Source organism: Desulfamplus magnetovallimortis (genome assembly GCF_900170035.1).
Taxonomy (GTDB): Bacteria; Desulfobacterota; Desulfobacteria; order Desulfobacterales; family Desulfobacteraceae; genus Desulfamplus; species Desulfamplus magnetovallimortis.
This window is the reverse complement of the sequence record NZ_LT828542.1, coordinates 33,933-50,256: the sequence shown is the minus strand read 5'-3', so window position 1 is coordinate 50,256 and position 16,324 is coordinate 33,933. Positions and strand designations below refer to the sequence as shown.

The window sequence follows — 16,324 nt, the reverse complement described above, 5'->3', positions numbered from 1 at the left end:
TGTTCCTATATGGGATTCAACTACTATCCATACAGGGATGAAGATGGTCATGTCAGAGGATTGCTCTGTATTGCATACGATCTTACAGAGCAGCAGAAGATAAAGGAGGCTCTGGTTCACAGTGAAGATAAATACAGGGGTATGATGGAGGCTATGACAGATCCTGTGTGTATCTGTTCCTCTGATTACCGGATAGAGTATATGAATCCGGCCATGATGGAGATTGCGGAGCAGGATGCTACAGGCCTTCATTGCCACAAGGCTCTCCATTTCCTTGATGAAAAGTGTCCATGGTGCATACATGAAAAGGTTGTGCGTGGGTGTCATGCCGTTGTTGAAATTAAAAGCCCGAGAAACGGGCGATTTTATCATGTTTCAAGTTCTCCTGTGTTTAAGAGGGACGGGATTGTCTCATCTTTGACCATATTCAGGGATATAACTGAAATGAAACAGCTTGAAAGCTCTCTTCAACAAACCAGCAAGATGGAAGCCATCGGTACCCTTGCCGGTGGTATTGCACATGATTTCAATAATATCCTGGTGCCGATTATGGGATATACGGAGATGTTGATAGATATTGTTTCCGATGATTCAGCTCAGCAAGAGTTTCTCCATGAGATATACAAGGCAGGAAAAAGGGCAAAGGAGCTTGTTGCCCAGATTCTTACTTTCAGCCGCAAGGGAGATGAAAGCATGGAGCCTTTGACTGTACACTCCATTGTTAAGGAATCACTCAAACTTCTTGCTTTTTCTCTACCTGCCACCATAAGAATTGACCACTCAATTTCTTCTGAATGTGACCCTGTAGTAGCTAATCCCACCCAGATTCACCAGATAGTTATGAATCTTGCAACCAATGCCTACCATGCAATGGAAGAGAATGGCGGCACTCTTACCGTTACCCTGGAGCAGATAACCATTTCAGATGGCAATAATTTTCCTGATCTTGTCAATGGTGAATATCTTTTACTGAAGGTTTCTGATACAGGAAAAGGAATTTCCGGTGATCTTTTAGACAAGGTTTTTCAACCCTATTTTACAACCAAATCCCAGGGAAAAGGCACAGGGCTGGGTCTGTCTGTGGTGCATGGAATTGTTGAGTTGTGCAGAGGGAAAATTAAAATTGAAAGCAGAGAGGGAAGTGGTACAGATGTATATGTCTATTTGCCGACTGCTGATTTTAAACATGAAGCATCGAAAAAATATCCAGTGCAGAAGGTCAGAAAATTAATTCAGGGAGGAACGGAAAGAGTACTGATTGTTGATGACAACAAGGCTGTACTTCAGATGGAGATACGCCTGCTTGAAAGCCTTGGCTATCAGGTAACTGCCTGTGATACACCCCTGAAAGCCCTTGAGGTTTTTAAAGAGGAGCCTGAAGGATTTGATCTTATACTGACTGACTTTACAATGCCTGACATGACAGGCGACAGACTTGCCCTTGAGTTAACCGCCATTCGCCCTGATCTTCCTGTGATCATCTGTACCGGAAACACTTTCTCTGACGGTGACGAGATTGAGACTGCCGGTGCAAACGGTATTTTAGTAAAGCCTTTTAACAAGGCAGATTTGGCATCAATGATACACAGGATTCTGGATAAGGAAAGACCACGAAGAGAGTCGTTGATACCAAAGCAGTAGTTATCCCACCCCAACATTCATGGATAGGGGAGCTTGGCAATGGTGTTGTCTTAAGCTTCTCTATTTTTGATTCTCACCTTCTCACTATTGTTGTTTCAAGGTTCTCAAAATCGACACCTATAACCTCTTGAGCCTTTTTAATACTGTCTGAATCAGGATTCCCAAGATTAATAAAGATACTCAAAAGCGACACCTATGAGCTTTTGAGCCTTGTCAATACTGTCTGAATCAGGATGCCCAGGATGCTCAGGATTTACAGGATAAAAATCCTGAGCATCCTGTAAGTCCTGGTTATCCTGATTCAGACAAATTCAAGAAATGCCAAAAAGTCCAACAAGGTGTCGATTTTGAAAAGATAAGGCAGGATTATCTATCCTGAACATCTTTTTTATCCTGGTTATCCTGATTCAGACAAATTCAGTAACTGGAAAAAAGCAATAAGATGTCGATTTTGAGAAGGTTAGATATTGCCGGTTAGAAAACGCCTTGCACTTTTTAATTCCCTCACAACTCACCCGACTCAAGCCCCCCTCATTGAATCCGGAATATAAAGAAATATTTACAACTCTACATAACCTTGGTAAACAAGGTGAATATTATCGTTTAGTCACTAATGCGCAACTTTTGAATTGTGTTAAGGAAAAAAGTTCATTGGATATCAAGAGTGCAAGAAAAAAGATTGTAGATTACACAAAAAAAGCATTGACCGGATCAGGATTAATATTGAAATCCCATGGCAATAGAGAGATTCTGACGATCCAAAGGCCATTGGACAGATGCTTTACCGGTTTTCTTTTTCCAATTATAAGGAACCAGAACAGTCTGGATGCCGCTGATGACAACTATATTGACGGAGATGCTCATATTGGTGGGGACGGTTATACCGGCGGAGACGGTCATATTGATGAAGACGATCATATTGACGGAGACGATCATATTGACGGAGACGGTTATATTGACGGAGACGATCATATTGATGAGGACGATTATATTGACGGAGATTCAGAAATAAAAAAGAGGGGCTGAAGCAGGTGAAAAAGGGAAAAAGATACATTCCCCCGTCATCTGCCGGTTTCTCTTTTTTTATTACAGGGGAGCATATTCTTTTACGGGTCTATTATGATGCTGTCTGTTATAAAAAGATTCCGGAGCAGGAGAGAGACGATAGAGGGCAATTTCTTCCCAGGCAATGGGAAAAAATCCCACTTTCCGATGGTGGAGTGGAGGTGGAATTTTCACCGGAAAGCCAGGTGCAACATATTGTTTTTAATGGAAAAGCAAGAATTGACGCTTTGTGGAGAAGATATAGAACAGGTTATATCGTCACCATCACCATGTCAAACAACCAGAATATCGACGATGAAAAAAACGGTAAGGAATTTATTGAGGAACAAAATGAGAAAACCCTCTTTAATGTGGTGCTGCACGCAATTGTGGAATCCGGCCAGGTTGGGATATATCCTTCAAAAAACAGGGCGTTTTTAACGGATGAAGAGAAGGAGGTCGCATTAAGGTACAAAGATTTACACATCTATGCAGTGGGACATGGTGCGGCTGCTGACTGGGCTTTCAATAAGCAGGGGAAAATGGAGATAAAGGTTGATTTTATTCCCACGGTGGAGGTGCCCCAGCTTACTGCAAGCACAGGCAGCGGCGATGATACTCCATTGATCTTTGCATTTTTAAAGATGTGCGAAGGGGAAAAACACCATGAAATTCTTCACAGCTTGACTCTTTTTGTCAGTAATTATGCCGGATGGATTGAGGCGCAGAGCCGCAGAGCCGCTCATGAAGATGATGAGGAAGATAAAAAAACAGCCCAATCCATAATCGAAAAACAGCATCTTGCCCATAACAGAATGCGGAGGGGTGTCGAACTTTTGCAAAAGAGCCGCAATGCAAGGATCGCATTTGCCACAATGAACAGAGCCATGCTTCTGCAATGGATATCAAATGATCGCAACAGAGGTATTGAGAAAAAGGAGTCGCAATACAGATGGAGACCCTTTCAGTTGGCCTTTATCCTGATGGTTCTGGAATCTGTCGTAAATGAGGAGAGCCAATACAGGGACACGCTGGATCTTATCTGGTTTCCCACAGGTGGCGGAAAGACAGAGGCCTATCTTGGGGTGATGGCCTTTTTGTTTATCTATCGGCGGTTGGCATATCCAGCAAGTTATGGCGGAACTGTTGCAATCATGCGATACACATTGAGGCTGCTTACATCCCAGCAGTTTATAAGAGCAAACAAAGTGATTTCGGCACTGGAGCTGATACGGCGGGAAAATGGGGAACTTTTTGGAAGAGAACCCTTTTCCACAGGCTTGTGGGTTGGTGGTGCCACATCTCCCAATACATATTATCAGGCAGTAAAGATGGCTGAGGATGGGCAATTCAACAAACTTGTCATCAGCAGTTGCCCCTGGTGTGATGCGCCCTTCTCAAAAAAGAATTATATTGCAGGGAATGACAGATTCCATTTTACATGCACAAATCCTCTGTGTGATTTTGGCAAAAATCCCAAAAATTTACTGCCATGTAACATTGTAGATGAAGCATTATATCAGAATCCTCCCACACTTCTCATCGCCACAGTGGATAAATTTGCAAGATTGACCTGGGAGGAGCGGGCAGCAGCTTTTTTTGGTCTCAACGGCAATAGGCCGCCGGAACTGATCGTTCAGGATGAACTTCACCTTATATCCAACGCACTTGGTTCCATTGTGGGACTTTATGAGGTTGCAATAGACACTGTATTGATAACAAGGGGAATGAGAAGCAAATATATTGCCTCAACGGCTACCATCAAAAATGCAAAGCAGCAGATCCGGACACTTTTTGGAAGGGATGTAGCTGTTTTTCCGCCTTCGGGCATCCGGTGTGATGATTCATATTTCGCAAAAAGCGTACCTCTTAATGAAAAGCCGGGGCGTTTATATGTGGGATATCTTGCCCCTCTTCTCAGCAGACAACGTTGTCTTGAACCTCTGGCTGCCATTCTTCTCTCTGCTCCCATTGAGGTTTTCGGGGATATGGAAGCCCATATGGACAGATGGTGGACACAGATTGTCTATCATGGAAGTCTGAAAGGGGTGGGAAACAGCAGAACTCTGTATCAAAGTGGGATTCCTTATTTACTGGAAAGAGTGACGGTTGAGAATTTAAAAAATGAAATAGAGAAGTTTTTTCCAGGGTTTACAGATGATAAAAAACTTGTCACCATTGATGATTTTAATAGGGTTGCAGATGTTGAAGTAAAAGGTATAGTTGAAAAATATCCGTTAAGGGACTTGAATGTCAATGTTCTGACAAGCAATCAGAGTGCTGTGGAGAACAATCAGGTATTTATGGCACTTGAAAAGGGCCGAGGGGAAAGTGGTGCAGTGGATGTGGCTCTTGCAACCAACATGATCTCGGTGGGACTTGATGTATCAAGGCTTGCTATGATGATCATCAACGGGCAGCCCCTGACAACTGCCGAGTATATTCAGGCAAGCAGCAGGGTGGGACGTGGTGAAACCCCGGGGATTGTTTTTGTCAATTATTATAAAACACAGGCAAGAAGTCTCTCCCATTATGAAAATTTCAGATCATATCACGATGCATTCTACCGATTTGTTGAACCCTCAAGTTTGACTCCATTCACCTATCAGGCAAGGTCACGAGCTCTTCATGCTGCACTGATAATTGCGTTGCGATACGGAAATATCGGCCTTTTGACAAATGACTCGGCAGGGGAGTTTGACAGGGACAATCAGGCAGTAAGAAAAGTGATAAAGGAGATGAAGCGGCGCTGTGCTGTTGCTGTTCATTACGGTCAGGAAGAGATTGAGAGGGTTCATTTACATATTGATGAACTTGTTGATGGCTGGAGGGAAAGAGCTGATTATTGCCGTGCAAACCGCATAAAACTGGTATTTAATTCAAAGGACAGAAGTTTTGACAACCTGATCTGTAATTTCAATGAGGAAAATGGCCTGTGGCCAACGCTTCAATCCATGAGAAACGTTGAAAATTCAGCCCTTGTCAAACTGTTTGGCAAGGTGAGAAGGGAACAGCAGTAAATCGCATGTGTGGCTGAAAACAGGTTGTGTGTAATATATGCTTAGTAATAGGGTTTAATTAACTTACCCGAACTCCCCCTCTCCATTCATGGAGAGGGGGCTGGGGGGTGAGGTTAATGAGCAAGTTATTTAGACCCTGTTCCTTAAAATCGACATTTTATTTCTTATTCAGAAGTTATTGAATTTGTCTGAATCAGGATAACCAGGATGAGAAGGATGTTCAAGATAGCTAATCCTGCCTTATCCTGTTAATCTTGGGTATCCTGATTCAGACACTATTGACAAGGCTCAAAAGGTCATAGGTGTCGCCTTTGAGTATAAAACTGATAGACCTTCCCCTTATTCAGGGGAGCTGATGTGAAATGATATTATGAAAAAGAGACAAATCTATACTCCGGTCAGGTTTTCGCATTTAACCTCTTATGCCGGTATAGGCTCCATTGTAAGGGGGGCGGAAGACAGGCTGATGGCTGTTGTAGATACCCGATACTGGAGAGACAGAAATCAGAATATATCTGCGGAAATAATACCTTATGTCACCAGGGTCTCCATGGCGCTTGGTATTAACAAGGAGTTGAGAAAACCCCCGACAGCAAGTGAGAATGATGCAGGCATTCTGACAGGAAGTTATCTGCCTGCCGTTATATTCCCCACCTGGACTGTTTGCAGGAGATGCGGCTATCTGCACAGGAACCCCTGGAAGAGACAGGAAAAAAAATTCAGGGAAAAGGTTTTTTGTGAGCACTGTTCAGGAGTTCTGGAACAGGTTACATGGTGCGTTGCGAACAGTCATGGCCATCTGGATGATGTGCCCTGGCATTATGTCTGTCATGAAAATGCAAAAAATCATTGCAGACAAGATTATGATGCCTCTTACCTGAAACTTGGCATGGACAGAAACGGCAGAAAGATAGTTACATGCGATCAATGCGGGCAATCCAATCTTTATGGAATAAATGGATATCCAAAATCTCCTGTCAGCAAGTACCAGCCCTGGATATTTGATGCATTTCCAGGGGCAGATGAAGGTCATTTTGGGGGGATTTTTGAAGTAAATGACCCTCGTCTATATTCCCCGAAGTCGGAAACAGCCCTTGTTATTCCCCCTGAATCAAGGGTAGGCAAGTCAGGCATTGTTGACAAACTTTATAATAATTCAAAGCTTTGCAGGGAAATCAACAGTATCAGAATTCCGTTGATTAAGAACGGCAGGCTGAGAACCCTTGCAACCCGCTTCAGATGCAGTGTTGAAGAGATCAATGAAGCCTTAAGAAAGATAGATGCCGGATATCCCTTTTTGGGCGAAACAATTACAGTTGGTGAGCTTTTTGAAGATGAATACAAGGCGTTTCTGACCCCCCTTGAGGAGATGAGGGATGATGAGGATTTTGTAACTTGTCATGTGACAGATGAGTGGAATAAACTTGAAAAGCTGAATCTGTCAGATGATCTTCCGGCAGTAATAAGGTCGGTGGAGCATCATGTGATTGTCAGAAGAGTTCGGGAAATTCAGGTGTTCAAGGGCTTTTCCCGTCTATATGGAGAGGATGGGGGGATTCCTCACCCTATGGATAACAATTCCGGTGTGGAGAACGATTCCAGTATGGGTAACAATACCGGTATGGTCAACAATTCCAGTATGGGTAACAATACCGGTATGGGCAACAGTTCCAGTATGGTCAACAATTCCAGTATGGTCAACAATTCCAGTATGGGCAACAGTTCCAGTATGGGCAACAATTCCAGTATGGATAACAATTCCGGTATGGGAAACAGTTTCGGTAAGGCTCCATCCCTGCCCGGGGGTACCATACTGGTACCTCCGGATATTGTAGGAGAGTCTGACTGGCTTCCAGCAATAGAGCTTTTTGGAGAGGGGGTTTTTTTCTCATTTGACGAAAAAATAATATCTGCATGGGAAAAACTTGATGGTGTCAAAAAAAGAGCTGAAGAGATTGCCGTAAGATATGAAAAATCCGGAGTCTCCATTTTTCAGGATATTATCATAAACCCGAGATTTTTATTTCTGCATACGCTTTCACACCTGCTGATTCGGGAACTGGAGGTAACTTCAGGATATCCGGCAGCATCCCTGAAGGAGCGTATTTACTCTTCTGTGGACAGAAAGATGGCAGGAATTCTCATCTACACGGCAGTTGCGGATATTGTGGGTTCCCTTGGAGGGATTATCGAAAGTGCCAGGCCCAAATCATTTCTGACTCTTCTGGACGGAGCATTCAAACATGCCAGATGGTGCTCCCTTGATCCTGTCTGCACCGAGCACGAAGGCCAGGGGCCGGGATGGCTCAATCGTGCAGCCTGCCACGCCTGTTCCCTGATACCTGAACCTGCCTGCCAGTATGGAAATATCTTTCTGGACAGGGTTTTCATTAGTGGTAACCGCCATCTTGGCATTCCGGATTTCCTGGATTTTGTTATGGGGCAGTCAGTTACAACTTCTCGAAATCATTAACACACTCTTGAGTGATGAGGGAGAGTGATGGGAAAAAGAACATTCAAGCTTCCTGGTGAAGAGGAGTTGAACAAGGATCAGGACAGGATTTATGACCTGCCGGAAGATGGTCCGTTTCTGGTTGTGGGAGGCCCCGGTACAGGAAAATCAGTTGTGGCGCTTCTCAGGGCAATGAAGTATCATGGAAATGACGACTATATTTTCCTCACATACAACCATGTATTGAATATGGCAACAAAACAGCTTGTGGATACTCCACTTAAGAGCTGGACAATAAAATCATGGTTTTACAAAATGTACGGGCATTTTGCCAAAGAGAGTGTGCCAGAAAAAGAGCCTTACAAGCCGGACTACGACAAAATAAAAACAAAATTTGAATCTCTGAACATGGCGCCCCGATCCCTTCATTTAATCATTGATGAGGGGCAGGATATGCCCGTAAAATTTTATGAGGCGCTTATGTATGCGGGATATCAGAACTTTTTTGTTGTGGCTGACCAGAATCAACAGATAACAGACGACCACTCAAGCCGGCAGGAGCTTGCCAATATTCTGGGACTTGATGTAAATGATGTGATTGAGCTTAAGGAGAACTTCAGAAATTCTCACCCGGTGGCACTATTTGCCAGCCATTTTTTTACCGACCCTGCAAGCCCTCTTCCGGAACTTCCCCCTGAATCAAGATCATCACTTGGAGTGCCTGTTCTCTACGAATATGAAGATTTCACCACCATTGTCAGAATGATGCTAAGAGAAGCGGACAAGGATGACAGGAATCTCATCGGTGTTGTTGTGGCAAATGATAGTCAAAGAGATCGTTTTGCCGGTGCCCTGGCCTCAATTGATATTGACCTTGATAACCCCCATCCCCTTGTATCGACCTATTCCAGCAAGGATAAGAAACAGGTCAATATTGATTTCAGTGAGGGCGGCATAGTTGTTCTTAACGACAAATCCATCAAAGGGCTGGAATTTGATATTGTTTTTATTATCATTGACGGGTTTCAGATTTACAATAATGATATTGATGCCATGAAAAAGAGATTTTATGTGATGAGTTCAAGGGCAATGAAGAAACTGGTGCTTTTCAAAAGCAAGGGCTACAACGGCGGAGTTAACCGGATTCTTCCTGATGATGAAAAGATATTGAAAAGGGAAACAGTTGCATAATGGTGGATAGAAAAAAACAAAAAATCAGATGGTTTTTTCCGACAAATACAAACAATATAAGGATGATAATCGCCCAGGGACTGCTGACATCCCCTGATGGCTTTCAGAAATATTATATTGATGCCCTTGAACTTAAACCCGGATGGATTCCCGTATTTAAAAACAGCGTTCCTCTGGAAATTCTGGATAAATGCATAAGTGAGAGGCAAAATCTCACCCCCTGTATTGTTGAGTTAAACCTGGGTGGAGTAAAAGGAACAGCAAAAACTTTTAAGAACAGTAACTGGATTGACATAAGAGTAGAGGATGTTGTTGGTCTCCATACAAAAGGCATTGATTCTATTTATCTTCCTGCACCGCTTCCATTATCCTGTTTTTCTTCACTTTTATTTCAAAACAATGAGGATTTGATACAGTTTAAAAATGATATTAAAAATAGAAGTAATGTCATACTGAATGGATTGAATCTCAAATCAGCAAAGATAGATCAGTTGCTTTTCCATGGTATGGGTTCAGATGAAAAGCTTTTTAAAGATAGCAATATTAATAAAAAAAACTTTGAAAACTTAAGCGTTAATCAAGATTTGTTTGAATCTTCTGTTAGTGATCAAAATTTGTTCCAGGGTTCCTTTACCAGAAAAAATTTCTCTTCCGATTCCTCAGATCCTCAACATTTGTCCGAAACAACCTTTGATGACAATGGGTATCTCCATAATGGTTTTCAAAGGTATGGCGTTGATGATTACAAAAGAGTTTTTGCCTTTGGCGGCTTGCTTTTGAATTTATTCTATTTTGCAAAAAACGGCACTTTAAGCAACGCTGTTTATCACATAATTAAGGGTTCAGGAGATGTTCAGGATTCAGAAGATATTCAGGGTTTAGGAAGTGTCTGTGGGTCAGGATATGTTCAGGGTTCGGGAAATGTTCAGGGTTCAGACAATGTCCAAGGTTCAGAAAAGATCAAGAAATCCATGGAAAAGGGAATTGAATTTATTCTCAACTATTTCAGAGACACCCATGCTGACATGGGAGCATTGTCTCCGGGTGAGAAGATCTATCATGGGCTTGTCACAACTGCCATCCGGAGCCAAAGCTTTGAAAATTTTAAAGAAGATATGATAATATTTCTGGAATCGGACAGATGGGACGAAAAAAGTAGATCAAGGGTACAATCTCTCACAGCCACGCTTGGGAATTTTGAAAAAATTGTGGATAAAAGCGTTTCAGAGCAATTTAGAGATGCAAAAACACCTTTGGAAAAAGTATTGCTGATGCTTTTTCTCAGGGAAAGCAGTGATGCTTTGATTGACTACAACTTCAGCAGTGATCTTCTTGAACAGAAAATAATTGACGAAAAACTCGTTTTGCAGTTTGCAATGCTCTTTGGCATACGGGATAAATTCATAAAGTCCCCGCCATTTCTAAGGCAATTCGATGGGTTGCAAGATTTCATCTCATATAAAATGGCGGTTTATGCCCATTCAAAAATGAAAAGCGATATGGAATTTGAAGCACCCCAAGTCCCTCCGACTTTAATGGATATGATGAAAAATGAGAGATTTAAGGAGTGGTTTGCTGTAACATCAAAAATCGAGGATTGTTTTCAGACTATTATAAATCTTCCAAAAGGCGAACATGAACTTAAAGTTGCAAATAGTGGATCGTCATTGATCCTTAAAGGCATTCCGCAACTTACTATAGAACTTATGGAGAGAGAATATTTTCATAAGATATTAAAGTGCAAACTTGAATCATACGAAAAATATCTTGCAAGATACAGGAAAGCAACTCAATGAGAATGATTCCTGATTCACCCTACATGACTGGAAGCAGGGCAGAATACAGGGTATTTGACAAGTTAAGAGAATCTTTTGTCAATGATGAAGCCTGCATTGCCTTTCACTCTTTCAACCTGAAGGTACATGATACTAAAAAATTTGGTGAAGCCGATTTTGTGATTCTCTGTGAATCAGGGATTTTTGTCCTTGAAGTAAAGGGTGGGGGAGTTTGTGTTGAGGATGCCCTATGGTACACAGTGGACAGAGCCGGTGAAAGATATCGTATTCAAAATCCCTTCAGGCAGGCTGAATTGGCCATTCATGCAATAGAAAAAAGTATTCTTCATGCAATAGAAAACAAGAATCTTCATGTGATAGAAAACAAGAATCTTCATGTAATAGAAAACAAGAATCTTCATGCAATAGAAAACAAGAATCTTCATGCAATAGAAAACAAGAATTTTCATGCAATAGAAAACAATATTGAAAACAGGGCTAATTTAAAAGAGTTTAGGGTTTTAACAGGGTATGGTGTTATATTTCCAGATGTTGAGTGGTCACAAAATAGTGCGGAGTGGGATCATCGTATTATTTGCGACAGAAGGAATATGAAAAATTTTGAATCATGGTTGGCTGGCCTTTTTAGATATTGGATTGCAAGACCTGGTAATCATCATCTTCTTTCCCCAGAGCATGTTATTGCCCTAAAGCAGTTTTTAAGACCTGATTTTCAATCTTTTCAATCGGTTGAAACCTTCTATTCTTCCCGTTTGGCTCTGGTACAAAAAGGTCAGGGGGGAACTAAAGAAGATGAGATAATTTTGGAAAAAGGGCAAGGTACAACTGGAGAAGGAGAGGGTAGATCAGAAGAATGGCAGATAACAACAGAAGAAGGAGAGGGTACATCAGAAGAATGGCAGATAACAACAGAAGACCTCTCTTGCTGTCTGAATATGATTTCTAAAAATACCAGGATATTGTGTTCCGGCGGAGCTGGAACAGGCAAAACCTTTCTGGCCGTTGAATTGACAAAAATTTTTTCAAACCAGAATAAACTTGTTCTCTTTCTCTGTAAATCAATATGGTTGAAACGATTTCTTGAAGCAGGAATTGTCAACGAATGTGTGAGCATATCCACCATTGATAGCTTGAGTCTTGATATGAGACGAGCCGGAATTTATCAATTTGACGTTTTGATTGTGGATGAAGGGCATGATATTTTTAATGACCTGAATATGAAAAAGTTTGATGTTATTCTCAAAGGGGGCCTTGAAAAAGGAGAGTGGTATTTTTTTTATGATCTCAATCAATTTTCTCCATCTACGGGGTTATCAGCAAAAAAGTTGCTTTCCGAAATAGTGAGACTTTTTAAACCTGCAAGGTTTGAGTTCGGCAGAAACTTCAGAAGTACTGCTTCAATTATAAAAAAGGTACATAAAATATCCAGGATGAATCTAAGAGCTTATAGTATCGAAAAATGTCCGGAAATCTTTGAGACAACAGTAAAGATCGGGGCAGATTACTGCAATGCCATTGAAAGCAGGATTGAAGATATGCTGGCTCTTGGCATTCCACCGGCTTCAATTACAATACTTTCCCCATTTGGCTATTACAGGTCAAGCATATCAGGTGTATCTGAAAAGACCAAAAGGATGATTGTAAGGCTTGATGACTTTTCTGTTAGATATTTTCCACCATCAGCAATTTCTTTTGCACGTATAAAAAAATTCAGGGGCCTGGAAAACGATGCAATTATCGTTATTGATCTTGAGCATCCTGAAGCTTTATGTGATGTTGAAAGTAAAACAAATCACTATCTCGCCATGAGCAGAGCCAGACATTTTTTATGCCTGCTCTGGTGTAAAAAAGAGAGATAATATAATGAATTGGCAAAACATATGGCTTCTTTTTCTTATAATTTTTGCAGTTTCTTTTGAAGTTGTCTTTGCTGATATTGCAACCGATGGCAGTGTTGGCCCGGCTCTGACACTTACAGGCCCTGATTTTACCATTCCCGACAACTTGGGCACCGTATCTGGCCGGAATCTTTTTCACAGTTTCAAAACTTTTAGTATATCCGAAAATCAGAGTGCCACCTTTACCGGTTCCGACAGTATAAACAACGTCATCTCACGTGTGACAGGGGGAGAAATTTCTACCATTGACGGGCTACTTCGCTCAACTGTGGGAGATGCGGATTTCTTCTTCATAAACCCCAGTGGGGTTGTCTTTGGTCCCCATGCAACAGTTGATGTTCCGGCGGCATTTCATGTCAGTACTGCTGATGAACTGATTTTTGATGATGGCAGAATCTTAAGTGCCACATTGCCGGCAACAAGCACCTTGACCCAGGCTGCACCGGAGTCCTTCGGGTTCTCAGGGGCAAAATCTGTAACCATTGAGATCAACGGCAGTGTGCTGGAATTTGTACCTGAAAGCAGTATCTCCATTAGCAGTGGGGATATCATCATTCAACCCGCTGAAGATGATCTTCCTGCTCTTTTATGTGAAAAAGGGGATATTCATCTAACTGCAATGGGCAACACTCCAGGAAATGTTTCACTGGAAAGTTCAGCAGATGTTGACGCAAGTGGCGATATTCTTATGGATTTTGCAAAAATTGTTGTTAGTGGTAATGGTGGTGGAAATATCCTGATTCAGGCTGGAAATGCTTTTATTAAAGATTCTGATATAGCATCGGATAATACGGGCAATAATGAAGCTTTGCAAGGTATTGAAATTATTATTAACGGACTACTTGATATTAAAAATATAGCAACACCTGTCTCTGAAGAGACATTAACTATTACAATAAACGGACAGACATTACCCATGAACCCCACAGGAATTTCAAGTTCTACATGGTCAAAAGGTGATGCTGGCCGTGTCATAGTCAATGCAGGCAAACTTAACATTGACAGCACAGGAGACATGAAAGGCATAAAGAGCATTGCCTATTCTGATTTCGGAGGTAATGCCGGAGAAGTAGTCATTGCAGTGTCCGGTTTGATGCAGATACTTAATGGTGCGGTTATCTCAACCTCTACATCCTCAAAAGTGGGGAAAGGAGGTGATATAACTATCCATGCAGGCGATCTGATAATGGATGACCAGGGGGGAGAAATATATCCTGTCATTGGAAGTATTACCTTGTCTGAAGGGAATGCCGGAACAGTGGAAATAACAGTCCCTGGTCTGGTCAGTATTAATTCCTTTTTTGGTGGTATTTCAACATCTACTGTATCAAAAGGCAATGCCGGCGAACTGATTGTCAATGCCGGTGAATTGAAAATTAAATCCCGCAGCAATAACTCATATACCGGCATTGCAAGTAATGCCGAATCATTTTCCGAAGGTAATGCCGGCAGTGTGATTGTTAACGCAGAAGAGTTGACAATTGATGGCAATGGCAGCGGATCAGGTATCGGAAGCGTTAGCAACCCCTCTTCCAAAGGCAATGCCGGCAGTGTGATAATAAAAGTATCCGGTTTGATTAAACTTATAAATGGCGCTTCGATCGGAAGTTCAACACTGTCAAAAGGCGATGCTGGCAACGTAATCGTCACTGCTTCTGAACTCGCCCTTGACTCAAGCGATATCAGCAGTGCCGCATTTTCAGAAACCTCAGGCTATGCCGGCAGTGTCTCAATTAAAGCAGATTCCATAACACTTCTGAACAATAGTCAGATTACCATTGCTGCAATGCAAACACTTTCGGACGAAAAATTGGCTGAGATACCTAAACTTGACAAAACAATCACAATAACTTCTGACAAACTCTACCTTGATAAAAATTCAACAGTAACTTCAGCAAGTACCGGAAATGTCCCGGCGAGCCGTATCATTATCCATGCTGACAAACTCTTTGTTAAAAACAGCAGCACTATAAGCACATCAGCAGACAACGCCAACGGTGGAGCCATAACCATCAATGGCAAAAACATATTCCTCAATGACAGCGTTATCACCACCTCCGTCAATAAAAGCAACGGAAACGGTGGGAAAATAACCATTCAAGGCATAAACGAAGGCCAATCAGCAGATTACCTTGTCATGAAAAGCGGTTTCATTCAAGCCAATACAGAAGGAGAAAACGCAACCGGAGGCACCATTGATATCAATGTCAACGGCGTTATCACTGACAGAACCCAGGAACTTGAAATCGGAGGTCTGGAACGAAGGATTTTTGAGCCTGGTCAAAATAACAATGTCATACAGGCCGCAGCACCCAAGGGAAACCCTGGTGAAATTCCGCAAACTCCCACTGAAATTGACATCAGCAGTTCCATTACCAATATGGGGGTTCAGTTCATTGCCACTACCGTTATGTCAACTGATCCATGTCTGGAACTTGGCAGCGGTCATGAAAGTTCCCTGCTCCAGGGAGGAAAAGGTGGGTTGCCGGAACAACCGGAAGATCCATCACTGGTTCCCTTGAGCCTGGAACGCCTTGATGAAACAGTGTCGGATTGAAAAAGAGATTCCTAATCGGCATTTTTCATATGCTTTTACCGTGAAAATGACTATCATTTTTATATTTGGGGGTGATTGATACGTAATCAATCATGCCTGTTTAAATATATTTTCCACTTTTCATGGAACAATCCCGAAAAATGAGCAAATCTTTCTGAAAAGTGTAAATCGGGAAATGAAGCATGCCTTCTAATCATGTAGAAACATTGATTACTTCAGGGGCTAATCTATTCAAACTAAGGTAAGTGTTATGACTTCAGACAGGCTTATGTACCCGCTTCAGGAAAAAATAGGCAACCCCGACCTTCTTGTTGGTCGTGAAAAAGAGTTTAAAAACTTTGGCAAATGGATTGCCAATATTCCGAAAAAACTTTCTAAATCAAGGGTTATCCTTGCACGCAGAAAAAGCGGCAAAACCGCGTTTATCCAGCGTATTTTCAATAAACTATGGAGTGAAAACGGGAAGGTCATTCCCTTCTATTTTGATATTGCGGAAAATAAAACCTGGTATCCCACGTTTGCCATTGATTATTACTGTGCATTTGCAACCCAGTACATATCCTTTATTGAGAGAAAAGCATCCTTTGTTGGCAAGCTGTTGCCATTGGAACAGTTGAAGGATTATGCCATAGCCAACGGTATAGAGCTTATGATTGAAGATATTGATGCCATACAGGAGAACAAAGCCGCTGGGTTGAATGACCTTGTATGGAAAATCGCCTATT

9 protein-coding genes are annotated in these 16,324 nt (G+C 41.9%); all 9 read left to right on the top strand.

The genetic code is table 11. The features are described 5' to 3' along the window. Positions 1–1,641, top strand: a 1,641-nt coding sequence (locus MTBBW1_RS07065) for a hybrid sensor histidine kinase/response regulator (RefSeq protein ID WP_186441136.1), incomplete at its 5' end; no start/stop codon positions are given. 651 nt (positions 1,642–2,292) lie between these two features. Beyond that, positions 2,293–2,667 (top strand): hypothetical protein, encoded by a 375-nt coding sequence (locus MTBBW1_RS07060; RefSeq protein WP_080801228.1) that lies wholly within the window; start codon positions 2,293–2,295, stop codon positions 2,665–2,667. A 5-nt stretch (positions 2,668–2,672) separates the two neighbouring features. Then, the gene (locus MTBBW1_RS07055; RefSeq protein ID WP_087881731.1) at positions 2,673–5,705 is read left to right on the top strand and encodes a helicase-related protein; all 3,033 of its coding nucleotides are present in this window, start codon (positions 2,673–2,675) and stop codon (positions 5,703–5,705) included. Between the two features lie 370 nt (positions 5,706–6,075). Beyond that, the gene (locus MTBBW1_RS07050; RefSeq protein WP_080801224.1) at positions 6,076–8,178 is read left to right on the top strand and encodes a DUF1998 domain-containing protein; all 2,103 of its coding nucleotides are present in this window, start codon (positions 6,076–6,078) and stop codon (positions 8,176–8,178) included. A 27-nt stretch (positions 8,179–8,205) separates the two neighbouring features. Next, on the top strand, positions 8,206–9,348 hold the full coding sequence (locus MTBBW1_RS07045) for a DNA/RNA helicase domain-containing protein (protein ID WP_080801221.1): 1,143 nt from the start codon (positions 8,206–8,208) through the stop codon (positions 9,346–9,348). Continuing rightward, a complete protein-coding gene (locus MTBBW1_RS07040) occupies positions 9,348–11,144 on the top strand; it encodes a hypothetical protein (RefSeq protein ID WP_080801219.1) in 1,797 nt (598 codons plus the stop codon). The genes MTBBW1_RS07045 and MTBBW1_RS07040 overlap by 1 nt, the downstream gene beginning before the upstream one ends. Next, positions 11,141–13,003, top strand: a complete 1,863-nt coding sequence (locus MTBBW1_RS07035; protein WP_080801216.1) for an NERD domain-containing protein/DEAD/DEAH box helicase — start codon at positions 11,141–11,143, stop codon at positions 13,001–13,003. Before MTBBW1_RS07040 ends, MTBBW1_RS07035 begins: the two co-directional genes overlap by 4 nt. Before the next feature lie 4 nt (positions 13,004–13,007). After that, on the top strand, positions 13,008–15,599 hold the full coding sequence (locus MTBBW1_RS07030) for a two-partner secretion domain-containing protein (RefSeq protein WP_080801214.1): 2,592 nt from the start codon (positions 13,008–13,010) through the stop codon (positions 15,597–15,599). Between the two features lie 250 nt (positions 15,600–15,849). Next, on the top strand, positions 15,850–16,324 hold a 475-nt coding region (locus tag MTBBW1_RS28225), incomplete at its 3' end, for a hypothetical protein (RefSeq protein WP_186441135.1).

Coding starts and splice junctions, on each gene's coding strand:
- MTBBW1_RS07050 (WP_080801224.1), top strand. CDS start 6,076: ATGAAAAAGAGACAAATCTATACTCCGGTCAGGTTTTCGCATTTAACC.
- MTBBW1_RS07045 (WP_080801221.1), top strand. CDS start 8,206: ATGGGAAAAAGAACATTCAAGCTTCCTGGTGAAGAGGAGTTGAACAAG.
- MTBBW1_RS07040 (WP_080801219.1), top strand. CDS start 9,348: ATGGTGGATAGAAAAAAACAAAAAATCAGATGGTTTTTTCCGACAAAT.
- MTBBW1_RS07035 (WP_080801216.1), top strand. CDS start 11,141: ATGAGAATGATTCCTGATTCACCCTACATGACTGGAAGCAGGGCAGAA.
- MTBBW1_RS07030 (WP_080801214.1), top strand. CDS start 13,008: ATGAATTGGCAAAACATATGGCTTCTTTTTCTTATAATTTTTGCAGTT.